The following is a 16,962-nucleotide window of genomic DNA, read 5'->3' on the forward strand; positions in this document are numbered from 1 at the left end:
ATGTGGGCGTTTGGGGCGAATTGTCAATGCGTCCTGACCCTGAGGTAATCCCGTCCCTCTCAGAGCGGACGGCTGATCAGCCCGCCGCGATGCCGCTCGATCTTGCCCTCGATTTCGAGCGCGGTGAGGGCTTGCGAGAAGACCGCGGCAGGCACGTCGAGATCGCGGATCACCTGATCCTCGGCGGTGGGCGAGGGGCCGAGCCGTTCGAGGATCTTTGCGCCGAGATCGCCGCTTGTCACGGCGCGGCGCGCTGGCGGAGGGTTTGGCGCAGGGCGCGGGTCCGGTGGCGCCGCGCGCCCGTCCATCGGATGGCCCGGCACGGCCATCACCTCGCGCCCCTGATCGAGCGCGTCACGCGCGGTGATCAGGCTGCCCGATTTCAGCGCCGCCTCGACCACGACGACGCCTGCGCTGAGCCCCGAGATGATCCGGTTGCGCGCAGGGAAGTGGCGTGCCTGCGGCTGGGTGCCGGGCGGGGCCTCGGTCAGCCGCAGCCCGGTCTCGGCCATTTGCCGGGCGAGCGCCGTATTCTCCTGCGGATAGATCACGTCGATCCCTCCCGCCTGCACCGCGATCGTGCCCGTGGGCAGGGCGGCCTCATGGGCGGCGGCGTCGATCCCGCGCGCCAGCCCGGAGACCACGCAGATGCCCGCCTCGCCGAGACTTTCGCTCAGCCGCTTCGCCATGCGCAGGCCCAGCGAAGAGGCATTGCGCGCGCCGACCAGCGCGACCATCGGGCGGGTGAGCAATTCCAGCTGACCAAGCGCCCAGAGCACGGGCGGTGCGTCGTCAATCTCGGCGAGTGCTGCGGGATAGCCCGGCCCGCCATGGATCAACAGCCGCGCGCCGGCGGCCTTGCCCGCCTTGATCTCGGCGCGGGCCTGTTTTTCGGGGCAGGGGGCGTAATCGGTAACGCCCGCCGCGCGTGCCACTTCGGGCAGAGCCGCGAGCGCTGCCGCCGCGGAGCCATGTTCACCGATCAATCTGTGGAAGGTTGTGGGCCCGACACGTCGGGAACGAATGAGGCGAAGAACCGGCAGTTCATCTTCTTCCGTGGTGGGTGGGGTGAAGGGGGTGGGGTAAGAAAACAAATCTGTTTCCATCCGGCCCTCCGCCTCAATCGCCCGCCCTTTCTGCCGGGTTATTCTTAATAACTCGTTACCAAAACCCGTGTCGTAACGCGTTTGGGATAAATTTTTCACGTTTTAGTTGCAGATTTTCGGCGCCACCGATTGGTCGCTTGGGGGGCGCGGGGAAGGCCTCGCCGGATCGTCTCCCCCACGCCCGTCGGCGAATCGTTTACGCGGCCGAGCCGCCCACGGTCAGGCCGCCGATCATCAGGGTCGGCTGGCCGACACCCACCGGCACCCATTGGCCCGCCTTGCCGCAATTGCCGATGCCGGGATCCAGCGCGAGGTCGTTGCCGATGGCGCGGATATGCTGCATCGCGGTCGGCCCATCGCCGATCAGCGTCGCGCCTCGCACCGGTGCGCCGACGACGCCGTTCTTCACGCGATAGGCTTCGGTGCAGTTGAAGACGAACTTGCCGTTGGTGATGTCGACCTGACCGCCGCCGAAGCCGACCGCATAGATGCCGTCATTCAGATCGGCGAGGATCTCGCCCGGATCGGCATCGCCGCCCAGCATATAGGTGTTGGTCATGCGCGGCATCGGGGCATGGGCAAAGCTCTCGCGCCGCCCGTTGCCGGTGGCCTCGACGCCCATCAGGCGCGCGTTCTGGCGGTCCTGCATGTAGCCCACGAGCACGCCATCCTCGATCAACACGTTCTTGCCCGAGGGCGTGCCCTCGTCGTCGATCGTGATCGAACCGCGCCGGTCGGGAATCGTGCCGTCATCGAGCACCGTGACGCCCTTCGCCGCCACCTGCTGCCCCATCAGCCCGGCGAAGGCCGAAGATTTCTTGCGGTTGAAGTCGCCTTCGAGCCCGTGGCCGACCGCTTCGTGCAGCAGCACGCCCGGCCAGCCCGGCCCAAGCACCACATCCATCACGCCCGCAGGCGCGGGTTCTGCGCGCAGGTTCACCAGCGCGATGCGTAGCGCCTCGCGCGCGACCGGCTGCCAATGCGCGGGCTCGATCAGGCCCGTCAGGCCGAACCGCCCGCCGCCGCCATGACCGCCGGATTCGCGGCGTCCGTTCTCTTCCACGATGACCGAGATGTTGATCCGCGCCATCGGGCGGATATCCGAGACCAGCCCGCCCTCGGGGCGCAGGATGAACACTTCCTGCAAGCTCGCCGCCATCGAGGCCGAGACCTGCACGACGCGCGGGTCGAGGTCGCGGGCAAACGCGTCGATCTCGCGCAGGATGTCGATCTTCGCGGCGAAGGGCGTATCCGAGACGGGATCCGTATCACTATAAAGATTCAGGTTCGTGCCTTTGGGCGGCGGTGCCATCGTGCCGCCGCCATCGCCCACGGCCAGCCGCGCCGTCTCTGTCGCCCGCTTCAGCGCGGCTTCGGAGATCTCGGTCGAATGGGCATAGCCCGCGACATCGCCCTTCACCGCGCGCAGGCCGAATCCTTCGGAGGCGTCGTAGGAGGCGGTCTTCACCCGGCCATCGTCGAAGACCAGGGCCTCGGACCGGCGCTGTTCGAGAAACAGCTCGCCATCCTCGGCCCCTGATGTCGCTTCACGCAGCAGATGCAGCGCGCGATCCTGGTCGAGCTTGTCCTCGAAAGGGGCGAAACGGTCGGGCTTGGTCATCTGGACTCCTGCTAAGGCGATCAATTTTGACAAAATGTCGCAGCTTTTGCTTGCGCCACCCTCCCAATATGATTTTAAAGTGAGAACACGCAACGGTGAACGGTTTGGGAGAGCCGAACGCCGTCGGGCGGCAGGGAGAAACGCCGCCAAAAGGGAGACATGGGACTTATGCGCTTTGCAAGCAAGGGCCGCGGCATCGCGGCCACTGTCACGTCGGCTGTTATGTTGACGCTCGTCGCCGGGCAGGCCTCGGCTCAGGACATGATCAAGGGGCTGCCGGTGATCGGTAAGCCGCATCTGGGCGGCACGGGGTTCCAGCCCGCGTCCTCGAACCTCGCGGAGGATCAGCAATGGCTCGACCATATGCTGCTGGTGATCATCGCCGCGATCTGCGTTTTCGTGTTCGCGCTGATCATCTACGCGATCCTGCGCTTCAACAGCCGCAGCAATCCGACGCCGCGCAGCTTCACCCATAACACGCCGCTCGAAATCACCTGGACCTTCGTGCCGATCATAATTCTCGTGGCGATCGGGGCGTTTTCGCTGCCCGCGCTGTGGAATCAGCAGGAAATCCCGGAAGGCGACATCACCGTGAAGGTGACCGGCTACCAGTGGTACTGGGGCTACGAATACCCCGATGAGGGCGTGGCGTTCGATTCGCTGATGCTCGCGAAAGACGAACTCGCAGATCATGGCTATGCGCCCGACGAATATCTGCTGGCAGCCGACAACGCGATGGTGGTGCCCGCGGGCAAGACGATCGTCGTGCAAGTCACTGGCGCAGACGTGATTCACAGCTGGACCGTGCCCGCTTTCGCCGTGAAGCAGGACGCCGTGCCGGGCCGGATCGCGCAATTGTGGTTTAAGGCCGATCAAGAAGGTGTGTATTTCGGCCAGTGTTCGGAGCTTTGCGGCACCAATCACGCTTACATGCCCATCGTGGTCAAAGTTGTCTCACCGGAAGTTTACGCTAACTGGCTTGAGCGTGCGAAGAATGACTTCGCCTCGGTCGAGACGGATGGCGCGGTTCGGGTCGCACAGAACTGAATTCATTGTGCGATAACACCCGAGGGACGCTTTCATGAGTGACATCAGCTATATCCGCCAACAGGACAACGAGGCGCGGTTCGGCGACTACATCGCGCTTCTGAAGCCGCGCGTGATGTCGCTGGTGGTCTTCACCGCCTTCGTCGGTCTCGTGGTGGCGCCGAATCCGGTGCATCCCTTCGTGGGATTCGTCGCGATCCTGTTCATCGCGCTGGGCGGCGGGGCCTCGGGCGCGCTGAACATGTGGTATGACGCGGATATCGACCGGATCATGCGCCGCACCCGGAACCGTCCGATCCCGGCGGGCCGCGTGTCGGAGCGCGAGGCGCTGGGCTTCGGCCTCGCGCTGTCGGGCATCTCCTGCGTGATGCTGGCGCTGGCCACGAATATCTTCTCGGGCCTGTTCCTCGCCTTCACCATCTTCTTCTACGTCGTCGTCTACACGATGTGGCTCAAGCGCGCGACGCCGCAGAACATCGTGATCGGTGGCGCGGCGGGCGCTTTCCCTCCGATGATCGGCTGGGCCGTGTCGACGGGCGGTATCTCGATCGCATCCGTGGCGATGTTCCTTCTGGTCTTCCTCTGGACGCCGCCGCATTTCTGGTCGCTCGCGCTGTTCATGAAGGCCGATTACGACGAGGCGAAAGTGCCGATGCTGACCTCGACCCACGGTCGGGTGGTGACGCGCAAGAACATCCTGTTCTACGCCTTCATCCTCGCCCCCATCGCGGTCGGCACCGGTTTCACCTCGATCGGCGGCCCGGTCTATTTCGCGACGGCGCTGATCATGAATGCGCTCTTCATCAAGGGCGCGATCGAGATCCACGCCCGCACCGAAGCGCAGGCGGAGGCCGACAAATACGCGGTCGAGAAGCGCTTCTTCTATTTCTCGCTCATCTACCTCTTCGCGCATTTCGCGGCTTTGCTGGCCGAAGCGGGGCTGAGCTATATCGGTTTGGGAGTCTGGTAAGCGATGGCAATCACCCGGGACAGTGACCTTCATATCCGTCGGTTCTCGCGCAATGCGGGGCTGGGCGCGGTTCTTCTCGGGTTCGTCGCAATCGTCTTCGGTCTGACCGTGGTCAAGGTCGAGAACGGCTCGAAAATGGAAGCCTACGATCACCAGCCGCGCGCCTCGGTGCTGCCGGCGGAAGGGGCTTCGCAATGACCCAACGCCCCGCAGATCGGTCGAACACCCGCGTGCTGCTCTCGCTGCTCGCGGTGATCGTCGTGATGGGGGCAGGGGCCTGGGCTGCGGTGCCGTTCTACAACTGGTTCTGCAAGACGACCGGCTATGGCGGTACGACCAACACCGCCGAGGTGCTGCCCGACAAAGTGCTCGACCGCGAGATCCTCGTGCGTTTCGACGCCAATGTCGCGCGCGGCATGCCGTGGGAGTTCAAGCCGGTCCAGACCGAGATGAAACTGAAGATCGGGCAGAACGGGCTCGCCTTCTACGAGGCCTACAACCCGACCGATCATCCGATCGCGGGCACGGCGAGCTACAATGTCTCGCCCGACGTGGCTGGCTACTATTTCGACAAGATCCAGTGTTTCTGCTTCACCGAACAGGTGCTGCAACCCGGGGAGAGGGTGCAGATGCCGGTGAGCTTCTTCGTCGATCCCGACATCGTCGAGGATGCCGATGCGAAGCGGATTCACGCGATCACGTTGAGCTATACTTTCTATGAAACCGACCTTCCCGAGCCGGAGGAAACTGCCTCGGTCCGTCAAAGGGAGACGGAGACGGTCAACTAGCCATCGGAGGGAGACGCATGGCCCACGCAAAGAACCACGACTACCACATCCTACCGCCCTCGATCTGGCCATTCCTCGGTGCCGTGGGCGGCTTCATCATGCTCTTCGGGGCGGTGCTCTGGATGCAGAGCATTACCCATTACGTCTTCTTCGGCGGCCTGCTCGTGGTGCTCTACACCATGTATGGCTGGTGGTCGGACGTAGTCCACGAGGGCGAAGTGGGCGATCACACCCCGGTGGTGCGGATCGGCCTGCGCTATGGCTTCATCCTGTTCATCATGTCCGAAGTGATGTTCTTCGCGGCCTGGTTCTGGAGCTTCTTCAAGCACGCGATGTATCCGATGGGGCCGATGAGCCCCATTCAGGATGGCGTCTGGCCGCCCGAAGGCATCCAGACTTTCGATCCGTGGCACCTGCCGCTGATCAACACCGTGATCCTGCTCCTGTCGGGCGTGACGCTCACCTGGGCACACCACGCGCTGGTGCATGAAAACGACCGCAGCCAGGTCAAGCAGGGCCTGATCCTCACGGTCGTCCTCGGCGCCTGTTTCACGGTGCTGCAGGCGTACGAGTATAGCCACGCGGCCTTCGGTCTGGCGGGCAATATCTACGGCGCCAACTTCTTCATGGCGACGGGCTTCCACGGCGCACACGTGATCATCGGGACGATCTTCCTGCTGGTCTGCCTGATCCGCATCGTGAAGGGCCAGATGACCCAGAACGAGCATGTCGGCTTCGAGGCCGCCGCCTGGTATTGGCACTTCGTCGATGTGGTCTGGCTCTTCCTGTTCGCGTCGATCTATATCTGGGGCAGCGCGTAAGCGCCCCCGGCCATCACAGGCAAATGCGCAGATCGGCGCGGGGGGCGACCCTCGCGCCGCTTTGTTGGAGGCTTGATGAAACGCTACATCTTTCCGCTGCTGCTGGGCGTCGTCGGCTGCGCGATCCTGATCTCGCTCGGCATCTGGCAGGTGCAGCGCCTTGGCTGGAAAGAGGCGATGCTGGCCGAAATTTCCGCCAAGATCGTAGGTCAGCCGCAGGCGCTGCCGACCAAGGGCACCGACACCAAGCCGCTGAAATACGAACCCGTCACGGTAAGCGGGCGCACGACGGGGCAGGAAATCCTCGTGCTTTCGGGTCAGAAGGGCGTCGGCGCGGGCTACCGGGTCATCGACGCTTTCGAGACCGATCAGGGCCGCAAGATCCTGCTCGACCGTGGCTTCATCCCCGAAGGCGAAAAGGGCACCGACCGCCCCGCCACGGAGCTCACCGTCACTGGCAACCTGCACTGGCCCGAAGAGGCCGATAGCTATACGCCCGAGCCCGATGCCAAGACCGGCATCTGGTTTGCCCGCGACGTACCCGCGATGGCCGCGAAGCTCGGCACCGAGCCGATCCTGATCGTCGCCCGCACCGTTCAGGGGGCCGCGCAGGGCATAACCCCGGTCCCCGTCACCATCACCGGCATCCCGAATGACCACCTCGGCTACGCAATCACCTGGTTTTTGCTCGCAATCGTCTGGGCTGGGATGACAATCTTTCTTCTCTGGCGTATCAGGCGGCAACAGGCCTGAGGATTGACGATGCGTTATGTTTCCACTCGGGGCAAAGCCCCGGTTCTGAATTTCGGCGATGCGATGCTGACGGGGCTTGCCCGTGACGGCGGGCTTTATGTGCCCGAGACCGTGCCGCAGTTCTCCGCCGATGAGATCGCCGCGCTCGCAGGGCAGCCCTACGAGGAAGTCGCGTTCCGTGTGATGAAGCCCTTCGTCTCCGAGACCTTCTCGGACGAGGAACTGCGCGGCGCCATCACGCGCGCCTGTTCCGGCTTCGGCCATGTCGCCCGCGCGCCGATGGTGCAGCTGGCGCCGAACCACTTCCTTCTGGAGCTGTTCCACGGCCCGACGCTCGCGTTCAAGGATTTCGCGATGCAGGTGATCGGGCAGCTGTTCCAGATCGAACTGCAAAAGCGCAATCAGAAGATCACCATCGTCGGCGCCACCTCGGGCGATACCGGCTCGGCGGCGATCGAGGCCTTCCGAGGGCTCGACAATGTCGATGTGTTCATCCTCTTCCCGCATGGCCGTGTCTCGGAAGTGCAGCGTCGCCAGATGACGACGCCCATCGAGGGCAATGTCCACGCGCTCGCGCTCGACGGCGATTTCGACGATTGCCAGGGCAAGCTGAAGGACATGTTCAACGATTTCGACTTCCGCGACGAGGTCGGTCTGGCGGGTGTGAACTCGATCAACTTCGCCCGCGTGCTGGCGCAGATCGTGTATTTCTTCTCCTCCGCCGTGGCGCTCGGTGCGCCGCAGCGCAAGGTTTCCTTCACCGTGCCCACCGGTAATTTCGGCGATATCTTCGCGGGCTTCCTCGCGAAGGAAATGGGTCTGCCGGTCGAGCGTCTGGTGATCGCGACGAACCAGAACGACATCCTGCACCGCTGCCTCGAGAAGGGCGATTACACCAAGCAGGGCGTCACGCCCTCGATCTCGCCGTCGATGGATATCGAGGTGAGCTCGAACTTCGAGCGCGCGCTGTTCTGGGCCTATGGCAAGGACGGGGCCGCGATCGAGAAGCTGATGGACGAGCTGAAAACCGAAGGCTCCTTCACCGTCTCTGAAAACGCCATCGGTGCGCTGCGGGATATCTACGACAGCGGCTCGGTCGGCGAGGCGCGCACGATGGAAGAGATCGGCGACACGCTCAAGGAAACCGGCGAGCTGCTCTGCCCGCATTCGGCTGTCGGCGTGAACGTCGGCAAAACGGCGGTCGCGCGTGACCCGGCCACGCCGATGATCACGCTCGCCACCGCGCATCCCGCGAAATTCCCCGATGCGGTGGAAGAGGCGACGGGCATCCGCCCCGACCTGCCGCCGCGCATGGCCGATCTGTTCACCCGCGAGGAGCGCGTGACCCGCGTGCCGAACGATCTCGCCGACCTCGAAGCCCTGATCCGGGAGCGCCGCCGCACATGATCGAAATGACCACCCTGAAGAACGGTCTGCGCATCATCACCGAGTCGATGCCGGGCCTCGCCTCTGCCGCGATCGGCGTCTGGATCACGGCCGGTGGCCGCCACGAGCGCCCCGAGCAGAACGGCATCGCGCATTTCCTCGAACATATGGCGTTCAAGGGCACCAAGACGCGCTCCGCGCTGCAGATCGCGGAAGCCATCGAGGACGTGGGCGGCTATATCAATGCCTATACCTCGCGCGAGATGACCGCCTATTACGCGCGCGTGCTGGCTGAAGACGTGCCGCTCGCGCTCGACGTGATTTCGGACATCCTCTTGAACCCGGTCTTCGATCAGCGCGAGATCGAGGTGGAGCGCGGCGTGATCTTGCAAGAGATCGGCCAATCGCTCGACACGCCCGACGATGTGATCTTCGACTGGCTGCAAGAGGCCGCGTACCCCGATCAGCCGATGGGCCGCACGATCCTCGGCCCGGCGGAGAAGGTCCGCAGCTTCGCGCGCGACGACCTCTCGGCTTTCGTGACCGAGCATTACGGCCCCGATCAGATGATCCTCTCGGCGGCGGGTGCGGTCGATCACGCGGAAATCGTGAAGCGTGCCGAGGATATCTTCGGCGACCTACGCCCCGCGCTGAACCCCGCGCCCTATCCCGCGAAATGGATCGGCAACGAGCGGCGCGAGATCAAACAGCTCGAACAGGCGCATTTCGCGCTTGGCATCGAGTCGCCCAGCTATCGCGACGCCGATCTCTACACCGCGCAGGTCTATTCGGTGGCGATGGGCGGGGGGATGTCCTCGCGCCTGTTCCAGAAGATCCGCGAAGAGCGCGGGTTGTGCTACACGATCTTCTCGCAGGCCGGCGCCTACGAGGATACCGGCATGTTCACCGTCTATGCGGGCACTTCCGGCGACGAGGTCCGCGGTCTGGCCGAGCTGACTATCGACGAGCTGAAACGCGCCGCTGAAGACATGACCGAGGTCGAGATCGCCCGCGCCCGCGCCCAGATCAAGGCGGGGCTGCTGATGGGGCTGGAAAGCGCCTCGGCGCGCGCGGAACGCATGGCGCGCAGCCTCTATATCTGGGGACGGGTGCCCGGGATCGACGAGGCCTCGGCGCGGATCGACAGCGTCACCCGCGATGCGGTGCGCGATTTCGGCGAACGGCTCGCCGTCGGCGGGCGCACGGCCATGGCGCTTTACGGCCCGGTCAAAGATGCGCCCGAGCTTGGGGAGCTGCGCGAAAGGCTCGCCGCCTGATGTTCGCGCGTCGTCGTCAGCTGCGGATCGATACGGATCGCATGATCCTGCGTCCGCCGCAGCATGGGGATTATCGTCCGTGGGCCAGCCTGCGCGAGGACAGCCGCGACTTTCTGGTGCCGTGGGAGCCGAGCTGGTCCGCCGATCACCTTAGCCGCAAGGCGTTCTCGAACCGGGTCTATTGGGCGGCGCGCGCGATCGCGAATGGCACCGCCGTTCCCGTTTTCCTGTTCTCGCGCCGCGACGACATTTTTCTGGGGGCGATCACGCTCGACAATATCCGGCGCGGACCGGCGCAGGCGGGGACGCTGGGCTATTGGATCGGCCGACGCCACGCGCGTCAGGGCTATATGCGCGAGGCGATCGAGGCCGTGGTGCATTACGCTTTCACCAAGCTCGACCTGAGCCGCATCGAGGCGGCCTGCCTGCCCGAGAACGCGGCCTCGCGCGGGGTGCTGGAGAAGTCCGGCTTCAAATATGAGGGCGTCGCGCAAAGCTACCTGCAGATCAACGGGCGCTGGCGCAATCACGTCCTCTATTCCAACCTGCGCTCGGATCGCCGGGGACGGACGGATGTCCGATAGGGACGGATATGCTGGCGACGGACGTCCGGCCCTTCGCTTGTGCTACGGGCGTTCGCCGGGGCGTCCTTCCACCGGAAAGCCGCTGATCCCGGCTCACCCCCCGGGATATTTCAGCCAAGCCGAAGGAGGCAGAGATGCGCACCGCCGCTGATGAAAGTTTCGTCGAGACGCTGCGGGAGGCGGTGCCGGGCTTGAGCCTCGGGGCGCCGGGCGCGTCCTATCTGGAAGAGCCGCGCGGGCGGTATCACGGCCTTGGCGGAGTTCTGGTGAAGCCGACGTCGACTGAAGAGGTCGCGGCGGTTCTGAGGCACTGCCACGCGGCGGGCGTCGCCGTGCTGCCCTATGGCGGGGGCACCGGTCTGGTCGGCGGCCAGATCACCGAAGACGGTCCCGCGCCGGTCGTCCTGAGCCTCGAGAAAATGAATGCCGTGCGCGCGGTCACCGGCCATGTGCTGGAGATCGAGGCCGGCGCGACGCTGCTCGAGGCGCAGCAGGCGGCGGAAGGCGCGGCGCGGCTGTTCCCGCTGAGCATCGCAAGCCAGGGCTCTGCCCGGATCGGCGGTGTGCTGGCGACCAATGCGGGCGGGGTGAACGTGCTGCGCTACGGCAATGCGCGCGAGCTGTGTCTCGGCGTCGAGGCTGTGCTGGCCGATGGCACGGTGATCTCGGGCCTCAAGCATCTGCGCAAGGACAATACCGGCTACGATCTTAAGGACCTGCTGATCGGCTCCGAAGGCACGCTCGGGATCATCACGGCGGCGACCCTGCGGCTGTTCCCGCGCCCGGCGGCGGTCGGCACGGCGATGATGGTGGTCGAAAGCCCCGCCGCCGCGCTGGAACTTCTGGAACTGGCCGAGGCCCGGATGCCGGGCTGCGTTTCGGCCTTCGAGATGATCTCGGGGCAGGGGCTGCGCTTTCTCGACGAGGTCGGGCCGGAGGTGCATCACCCTTTCGAGGCGCGCCCCGACTGGTCGGTGCTGATCGAGATCGGTCTGCCCGAAGGGCTGGCGCCGGAGGAGGCGCTGGCAGAGCTGTTCGAGGCCGCCGAGGGGCTGGTCAGCGACGGGGTGATCGCAAGTTCCGAAAGCCAGCGCGCCCAGATGTGGACCCTGCGCGAGAGCCTGCCGGAAGCGAACAAGCGGATCGGGTCTATCTCGAGCCATGACATCTCGCTGCCGCTGCCGAAACTGGCCGCTTTCATCGAAGAGGCGCGTGGCGCGCTTCTCGATCTCGGCAATATCCGTATCAACTGCTTCGGCCATGTCGGTGACGGCAATCTGCATTTCAACGCCTTCCCCGCCGAGGGGCGCGACCGCAAGGAATACGAGAACCTGCGCCGCGCGATCCCCGAGACGGTCTATGATCTGGTCGACCGCTTTGGCGGCTCGATCTCGGCCGAGCACGGGATCGGGCGGCTCAAGGTGGGCGATCTGGAGCGTTACGGCGATCCGGGCAAACTGGCCGCGATGCGCGCGATCAAGGCGGCGCTGGACCCGAAAGGCATCCTGAACCCCGGCGCGGTGCTGGCGGAGCGCTGAGGGCCAAGAGAAACGCGCCCCGCCAGGAGAGCAGGCGGAGCGCGGCGTTCTGGTTCACGTGTCATTGCAAGCAGCCGAACCATCTGGCCCGGTCAGGTTAGGTCGATTCGCGTAAGAAAAACGTTAACGCGCTCCCAGCGCGGCGGCCTGCCGCGCGATCCGCGCCACGTCTCGGCTGAGGGGAAGGTCTTCCTCCATCCGGTCGATAGCCACCCAGCGCGCATCCAGCGCATCGTCGGCGGCGACCGGCTCTCCGGCCTGCCACGGGCATTCGACTGCGACCAGCACGAAGTGATGCTCCAGCGTGCCCTCCCCGTCATCGGCGAGGACGTCGAGCGCGTTGAAGGCATGGGTGGCCCGCGCCTGCACGCCGGTCTCTTCAAGCAATTCGCGCTCTGCCGCCGCAAGAAGCGTCTCGCCGAACTCGACCTTGCCGCCGGGAAAGCCCCAGAGCCCGGCATCGGGCGGGTTCGCCCGCTGCACCAGCAGCGCCTGCCCGTCGCGGATCACGACGGCGAGAATGGCGGGGACGGGATGGGGGCTCACGCCCCCTCGAATTCGCACAGAACGCTGACATTCATGCCGCGATCTTCGAGCAGCTTGCGCCCGCCCAGTTCCGGCAGATCGACGATGAAGGACAGGCCCACGATCTCGCCGCCGACGCGCTCGATCAGTTGGATGCCCGCCTGCGCGGTGCCGCCGGTGGCCAGAAGATCGTCGACGACCAGAACCTTCTCGCCGGGCTTGATCGCATCTTCGTGCATCTCCATCACCGCCTCGCCATATTCCAGCTGATAGGCCTGCGAAATCGTCTGACCGGGCAGCTTGCCCTTCTTGCGGATCGGCACGAAGCCTTTCGAGAGCTGATGCGCGATCGCGCCGCCGATGATGAAGCCGCGCGCTTCCAGCCCCACGACCTTGTCGATCTGCTGGCCCGCCCACGGGTGCAGCAACTGATCGATCGCCATGCGGAAGCCGCGCGGATCGGCGAAGAGCGTCGTCACATCGCGGAACATGATCCCCTCATGGGGGAAATCGGCGATGGTGCGGATATAGTCTTTGACGTTGGTCATGGGATCCTCAGAGGTCGAGCACGCGGCCCGCGATGGTCTTCAGTTTGCGCGCCATCTCGGGGTCGCGCTTGTCGGGGGCGGTCATGATCGCGCTGTCGAGGGCGTGGGTGCAGCCGGTGGCGCAATCGCCTGCTTCACCTTTCAGCAGACCGGGCAGAGCCGCGACCAGATCGCGCGCCTTGTCGGCGTTCTTCATCGCGACCGCCACGACCTGCGCGACATCCACGGCATCATGATCGGGATGCCAGCAGTCGTAATCGGTGATCATCGCGACACAGGCGTAATGCAGCTCCGCCTCGCGGGCGAGCTTAGCCTCGGGCATGCCAGTCATGCCGATCACGTCGGCCCCCCACTGGCGGTAAAGCTCGCTCTCGGCCTTGGTCGAGAATTGCGGCCCCTCCATCGCGACATAGGTGCCGCCCTCATGGACGCTCACGCCGGTCTTGCGCGCGGCCTCGGCACAGGCGGCCGACAGTTCCGCGCACACCGGGTGGGCGACCGAGACATGGCCCACCATGCCGGGGCCGAAGAAGGTCTTCTCGCGGGCGAAGGTGCGGTCGATATACTGGTCCACGATCAGGAAATCGCCCGGCGCATAGGCCTCTTTCAGCGAGCCCACGGCGGAGACGGCGATCAGATCGGTGACGCCTAGCTGTTTCATCGCGGCGATATTGGCGCGATAGGGAACGGTGGTCGGCGTCTCGACATGGCCGCGCCCGTGGCGGGGCAGGAAGGCCATCTTCACGCCGTCCAGCGTGCCGGTCAGCACCTGATCGGAGGGGGCGCCGAACGGCGTCTCGACGGTGATCCATTCGGCCCCTTCGAGCCCGTTGATCTGATAGACGCCCGAGCCGCCGATCACCCCGATCATTCTGTCCATTCTGCGCATCCTTCGCCTGTCTTTTCCGCGTCGCGGCGAGCCTAAGCGCCACGGCCCCGGGAGGAAAGAGGGATTGCAGCCACTTGCCGCGCGGTCTATCGGCGCAGGGGGGTATGGGAGTCCCCACGGGAGGATCTATGGAAAATATCCGCGGCTCGGTGCTGATGGTCGTCGCGATGGCGGCCTTCGCGATGGAAGACATGTTCGTCAAATCCGCCTCGACCCATCTCGCGGTGGGCGTGGTACTGATGCTGTTCGGCCTCGGCGGGATGGTGGTCTTCGGCGTGCTCATCACCGCGCGCGGCCAGCGGCTGCTGCATCCGGCGCTCGCGTCGAAACCGCTCCTGATAAAGCTCGCGCTCGAAGTGGTGGGGCGTCTCGGCTACACGCTGGGGATCGCGCTGACGCCGCTCTCGAACGCCTCCGCGATCCTGCAGGCGACGCCGCTCGTGGTGGTCGCGGGTGCGGCGGTGGTGTTTTCCGAACGCGTCGGCATTCGCCGCTGGGTCGCAGTGGGGATCGGGTTCATCGGCGTGCTGATCGTGCTGCGCCCCGGCCTCGACGGCTTCGTCCCGGCAGCCCTTTGGACCGTGCTGGGGATGCTGGGCTTCGCGGGGCGCGATCTGGCGACGCGCGCCTGCCCGCCGGTCCTGTCGAATTTTCAGCTCAGCTTCTACGGCTTCATGATGCTGATCCCGACCGGCGTGCTGATCCTGCTGATCTTCGGCGGTGTGACGACGCCCGATCTCTTTGCGCTGCGCGACGTGGCTGGTGCGGTGGCCTTCGGCAGCCTCGCCTATTGGTCGCTGACCAAGGCGATGCGGATGGGCGAGGTCTCGGTCATCACGCCCTTCCGCTACACCCGCCTGATCTTCGCGCTGATCCTCGGCGCGGTGGTGTTCGGCGAGCGGCCCGATGCGGCGATGATCGTGGGTGCAGCCCTGATCGTGGCGAGCGGCCTCTACACGCTGATCGAAGGCCGCCGCAGCCGGGCCCGCGCGCGGGTCAGAGCTTAGGCCGGAGCATCTCGAAGGTTTCCGACACGGCCGCGTAATCGCCGCGATTGCCGAGCCGCACGAGACGGTCGGGCGGCGCATAGAGCCCGTCCTTGAGGCAATCGTCGGCGATATGGATGCCCGTCACCTCGCCATGCACGAGGTAATTGCCCTCGCCCAAGAGCTTGATCACCTGCACCACGCGGCATTCGAGCGAGGCGGGCGCCGCCGCCACGCGCGGGCAGTCGATGGTCTCGCATTCCGCCTTCTCGATCCCGCATTCGGCGAACTCATCCGTGCCGGCCGGGAAATTGGCGCAGGAGGCGTTCATCTGATCCTTCAGCGCATAGGTCACGAGATTGGCGCAGAACACGCCTGCTTCGCGCAGCTGCGAGACGCTGTCCTTCGTGCCGTCGCGGTCGGGCTTCACCCCGGTCGAGGAGAAGATCACCTGCGGCGGCGTATAGGCGACTGCGTTGAAGAAGGAGTAGGGCGCAAGGTTGTCGCCCATCTCGCTGCGCGTCGAAATCCAGCCGATCGGACGCGGGGCGACGATGGAATTGAACGGGTTATGGGCGAGAGGGTGGCCATCCGAGGTGCGATAGAACATGCTTTCTCCTGTTTGATCCCGAACTTAGCGCATGCTACCGCGCAGGAAAGGGGCAGCCTGAAAGGGGCGGCGGGCGTATGTATCAGCTCGAACAAGAGACGGCGGAAGACTGGTGGGAAGTCGAGGCGCTCTATGACCTCTGCTTCGCGCCGGGTCGCACGGCGCTGTCCTCCTACCGGCTGCGCGACGGGGTCGATCCGGTGCGCCCGCTTTGCCTCACGCTGCGCCAGGACGGCATCCTCGCTGCCGTGATCCGCTTCTGGCCGGTCAGGGTGGGCGGCAAGCGCGTGCTGCTGCTGGGGCCGATCGCGGTCCACCCGACGCGGCAGGGCGAAGGTCTGGGCGGAATCCTGATGCATGAAAGCCTCTCGCGCGCCGCCGATCTGGGCTGGGAGCGGGTGCTGCTGGTGGGCGATGCGCCTTATTACCAGCGCTTTGGCTTCGCAAAGCTCGACGATGTCGAGATGCCGCCGCCCACCAACCCCGACCGCGTTCTGGGGCTCGAACTGGTGCCCGGCGCCTGGGAGGGCGTGCGCGGTCAGGTCGAGAAAGACGACTGATTGCCGAAGCGCTCCCGCCGCCCCATATCAGGAAAAGGCAAGGAGGCGATGATGGCAGATATTCTTCCCCCCGTGAGCGACCCGGCGATTCTGGGGCAGCTCGACTCGCTCGCGAAACGCCACCGCGCGGCGGGCGGCGTGGTGATGCAGGTGATCGGCTATATCGGAGGCTCTGCCGAGGGGCTCTTGGGCAAATTGCCCACCCCAGTCCGCAATGGGCTGGATGGGGCGACGGAACGCGCACTGTCAGGGGCGATGACCGCCGCCGAGCGCTCGCGCGGGATCGTTTCGGACCGGCCCGACTGGATGAACCGCACGCTGACCACCGCGATGGGCGCGGCGGGCGGTGTCGGGGGCTTGGGCAGTTCGCTCGCGGAATTGCCGTTCACGGTCACCATGCTGCTGCGCGCCATTCAGGGCATCGCGGCCGAACATGGCTTCGATCCGGCCTCGGAAGAGGTGCGGCTCGAATGTCTGCGGGTCTTCGCCTCTGCCGGGCCGCTCGAAGATGATGACGGGATGGACCTGAGCTTCCTCGCCGCGCGCGCTACGATCACCGGGCCGAGCCTGAAATCGCTGATCGCCAAGGTCGCGCCGCGCCTGTCGATCGTGCTGGGGCAGAAGCTTGCGGCTCAGGCGGCCCCGGTTCTTGGCGCGGTCGCAGGCGCGGCCGTCAACTACGCTTTCACCAGCTATTATCAGGAAATCGCCCGCGTCCATTTCGGCCTCAAGCGCCTTGCGCGCGATACCGGCACCGATGAGGGCGTGCTGCGCGAGGAGCTTGTCGCCCGCATCGCCACGTGATCGAAGCGCCGCGCCTCTGGTCGCGGTCGGATGCCTCCGGCGGGGATATTTAGACCAAGAGGAAGGAAACCTCTCTTCGCCTTGGCGAAAATATCCCGGGGGGCTCCGAAGGAGCGGGGGCCGCGCCCCCTCCAAGCCTCAGGGGGAGG

At 65.4% G+C, this 16,962-nt stretch carries 19 protein-coding genes; 13 read left to right on the forward strand and 6 right to left on the reverse strand.

Going from position 1 to position 16,962, the window contains the following annotated elements:
• Positions 1-59: 59 nt before the first annotated feature.
• Positions 60-1,106, reverse strand: a complete 1,047-nt coding sequence (gene dprA / locus AXZ77_RS02555) for a DNA-processing protein DprA (protein WP_098409907.1) — start codon at positions 1,104-1,106, stop codon at positions 60-62.
• A gap of 196 nt (positions 1,107-1,302) precedes the next feature.
• The gene (gene tldD, locus AXZ77_RS02560) at positions 1,303-2,727 is read right to left on the reverse strand and encodes a metalloprotease TldD (protein WP_098409908.1); all 1,425 of its coding nucleotides are present in this window, start codon (positions 2,725-2,727) and stop codon (positions 1,303-1,305) included.
• A gap of 168 nt (positions 2,728-2,895) precedes the next feature.
• Between tldD and coxB the strand changes: the two genes are divergently transcribed.
• The 10 genes from coxB to AXZ77_RS02610 all read left to right on the forward strand — a co-directional run bounded on the left by coxB (position 2,896) and on the right by AXZ77_RS02610 (position 11,891).
• Entirely contained in the window at positions 2,896-3,774 is an 879-nt protein-coding gene (gene coxB / locus AXZ77_RS02565) for a cytochrome c oxidase subunit II (protein ID WP_098409909.1), read from the forward strand.
• 34 nt (positions 3,775-3,808) lie between these two features.
• Positions 3,809-4,744, forward strand: coding sequence for a heme o synthase (cyoE, locus tag AXZ77_RS02570; protein WP_098409910.1), 936 nt, complete (start codon positions 3,809-3,811; stop codon positions 4,742-4,744).
• Positions 4,745-4,747: 3 nt separating this feature from the next.
• Positions 4,748-4,942, forward strand: coding sequence for a hypothetical protein (locus AXZ77_RS02575; protein ID WP_078540229.1), 195 nt, complete (start codon positions 4,748-4,750; stop codon positions 4,940-4,942).
• On the forward strand, positions 4,939-5,532 hold the full coding sequence (locus tag AXZ77_RS02580; protein WP_078521866.1) for a cytochrome c oxidase assembly protein: 594 nt from the start codon (positions 4,939-4,941) through the stop codon (positions 5,530-5,532). Before AXZ77_RS02575 ends, AXZ77_RS02580 begins: the two co-directional genes overlap by 4 nt.
• Before the next feature lie 17 nt (positions 5,533-5,549).
• On the forward strand, positions 5,550-6,353 hold the full coding sequence (locus tag AXZ77_RS02585) for a cytochrome c oxidase subunit 3 (RefSeq protein ID WP_098409911.1): 804 nt from the start codon (positions 5,550-5,552) through the stop codon (positions 6,351-6,353).
• 72 nt (positions 6,354-6,425) lie between these two features.
• Positions 6,426-7,106, forward strand: a complete 681-nt coding sequence (locus AXZ77_RS02590) for an SURF1 family protein (protein WP_176535942.1) — start codon at positions 6,426-6,428, stop codon at positions 7,104-7,106.
• Positions 7,107-7,115: 9 nt separating this feature from the next.
• Positions 7,116-8,513, forward strand: coding sequence for a threonine synthase (gene thrC / locus AXZ77_RS02595; RefSeq protein WP_098409913.1), 1,398 nt, complete (start codon positions 7,116-7,118; stop codon positions 8,511-8,513).
• Positions 8,510-9,769 carry a pitrilysin family protein gene (locus AXZ77_RS02600; protein WP_078540225.1) on the forward strand — a complete coding sequence of 420 codons (1,260 nt, stop codon included), beginning with the start codon at positions 8,510-8,512 and terminating at the stop codon, positions 9,767-9,769. Before thrC ends, AXZ77_RS02600 begins: the two co-directional genes overlap by 4 nt.
• Entirely contained in the window at positions 9,769-10,353 is a 585-nt protein-coding gene (locus AXZ77_RS02605; protein WP_098409914.1) for a GNAT family N-acetyltransferase, read from the forward strand. Before AXZ77_RS02600 ends, AXZ77_RS02605 begins: the two co-directional genes overlap by 1 nt.
• Before the next feature lie 134 nt (positions 10,354-10,487).
• Positions 10,488-11,891: an FAD-binding oxidoreductase gene (locus tag AXZ77_RS02610; protein WP_098409915.1), complete on the forward strand. Its 1,404-nt coding sequence runs from the start codon at positions 10,488-10,490 to the stop codon at positions 11,889-11,891.
• Between the two features lie 123 nt (positions 11,892-12,014).
• Here the strand turns inward: AXZ77_RS02610 and AXZ77_RS02615 are convergent, their stop codons facing one another.
• From AXZ77_RS02615 to AXZ77_RS02625, 3 genes are read right to left on the reverse strand one after another with little or no spacing between them, the layout of a single operon-like run.
• On the reverse strand, positions 12,015-12,437 hold the full coding sequence (locus AXZ77_RS02615; RefSeq protein WP_098409916.1) for an NUDIX hydrolase: 423 nt from the start codon (positions 12,435-12,437) through the stop codon (positions 12,015-12,017).
• A complete protein-coding gene (locus AXZ77_RS02620; RefSeq protein WP_078521850.1) occupies positions 12,434-12,964 on the reverse strand; it encodes an adenine phosphoribosyltransferase in 531 nt (176 codons plus the stop codon). Before AXZ77_RS02620 ends, AXZ77_RS02615 begins: the two co-directional genes overlap by 4 nt.
• 7 nt (positions 12,965-12,971) lie before the next feature.
• Positions 12,972-13,844, reverse strand: coding sequence for an S-methyl-5'-thioadenosine phosphorylase (locus AXZ77_RS02625; RefSeq protein WP_098409917.1), 873 nt, complete (start codon positions 13,842-13,844; stop codon positions 12,972-12,974).
• A gap of 137 nt (positions 13,845-13,981) precedes the next feature.
• Between AXZ77_RS02625 and AXZ77_RS02630 the strand changes: the two genes are divergently transcribed.
• Positions 13,982-14,860: a DMT family transporter gene (locus AXZ77_RS02630; RefSeq protein WP_098409918.1), complete on the forward strand. Its 879-nt coding sequence runs from the start codon at positions 13,982-13,984 to the stop codon at positions 14,858-14,860.
• On the opposite strand, the gene AXZ77_RS02635 is transcribed toward AXZ77_RS02630, so the two are convergent.
• Positions 14,850-15,449 (reverse strand): flavin reductase family protein, encoded by a 600-nt coding sequence (locus AXZ77_RS02635; RefSeq protein ID WP_098409919.1) that lies wholly within the window; start codon positions 15,447-15,449, stop codon positions 14,850-14,852. The two genes, AXZ77_RS02630 and AXZ77_RS02635, sit on opposite strands and share 11 nt — an antisense overlap.
• Before the next feature lie 77 nt (positions 15,450-15,526).
• Between AXZ77_RS02635 and AXZ77_RS02640 the strand changes: the two genes are divergently transcribed.
• The gene (locus AXZ77_RS02640; RefSeq protein WP_078540219.1) at positions 15,527-16,009 is read left to right on the forward strand and encodes a GNAT family N-acetyltransferase; all 483 of its coding nucleotides are present in this window, start codon (positions 15,527-15,529) and stop codon (positions 16,007-16,009) included.
• 48 nt (positions 16,010-16,057) lie between these two features.
• Positions 16,058-16,813, forward strand: a complete 756-nt coding sequence (locus tag AXZ77_RS02645) for an EcsC family protein (protein ID WP_098409920.1) — start codon at positions 16,058-16,060, stop codon at positions 16,811-16,813.
• The last annotated feature ends 149 nt before the right edge of the window (positions 16,814-16,962 follow it).

The sequence above is a fragment of the Thioclava sp. ES.031 genome, assembly GCF_002563775.1.
Lineage (GTDB): Bacteria > Pseudomonadota > Alphaproteobacteria > Rhodobacterales > Rhodobacteraceae > Thioclava.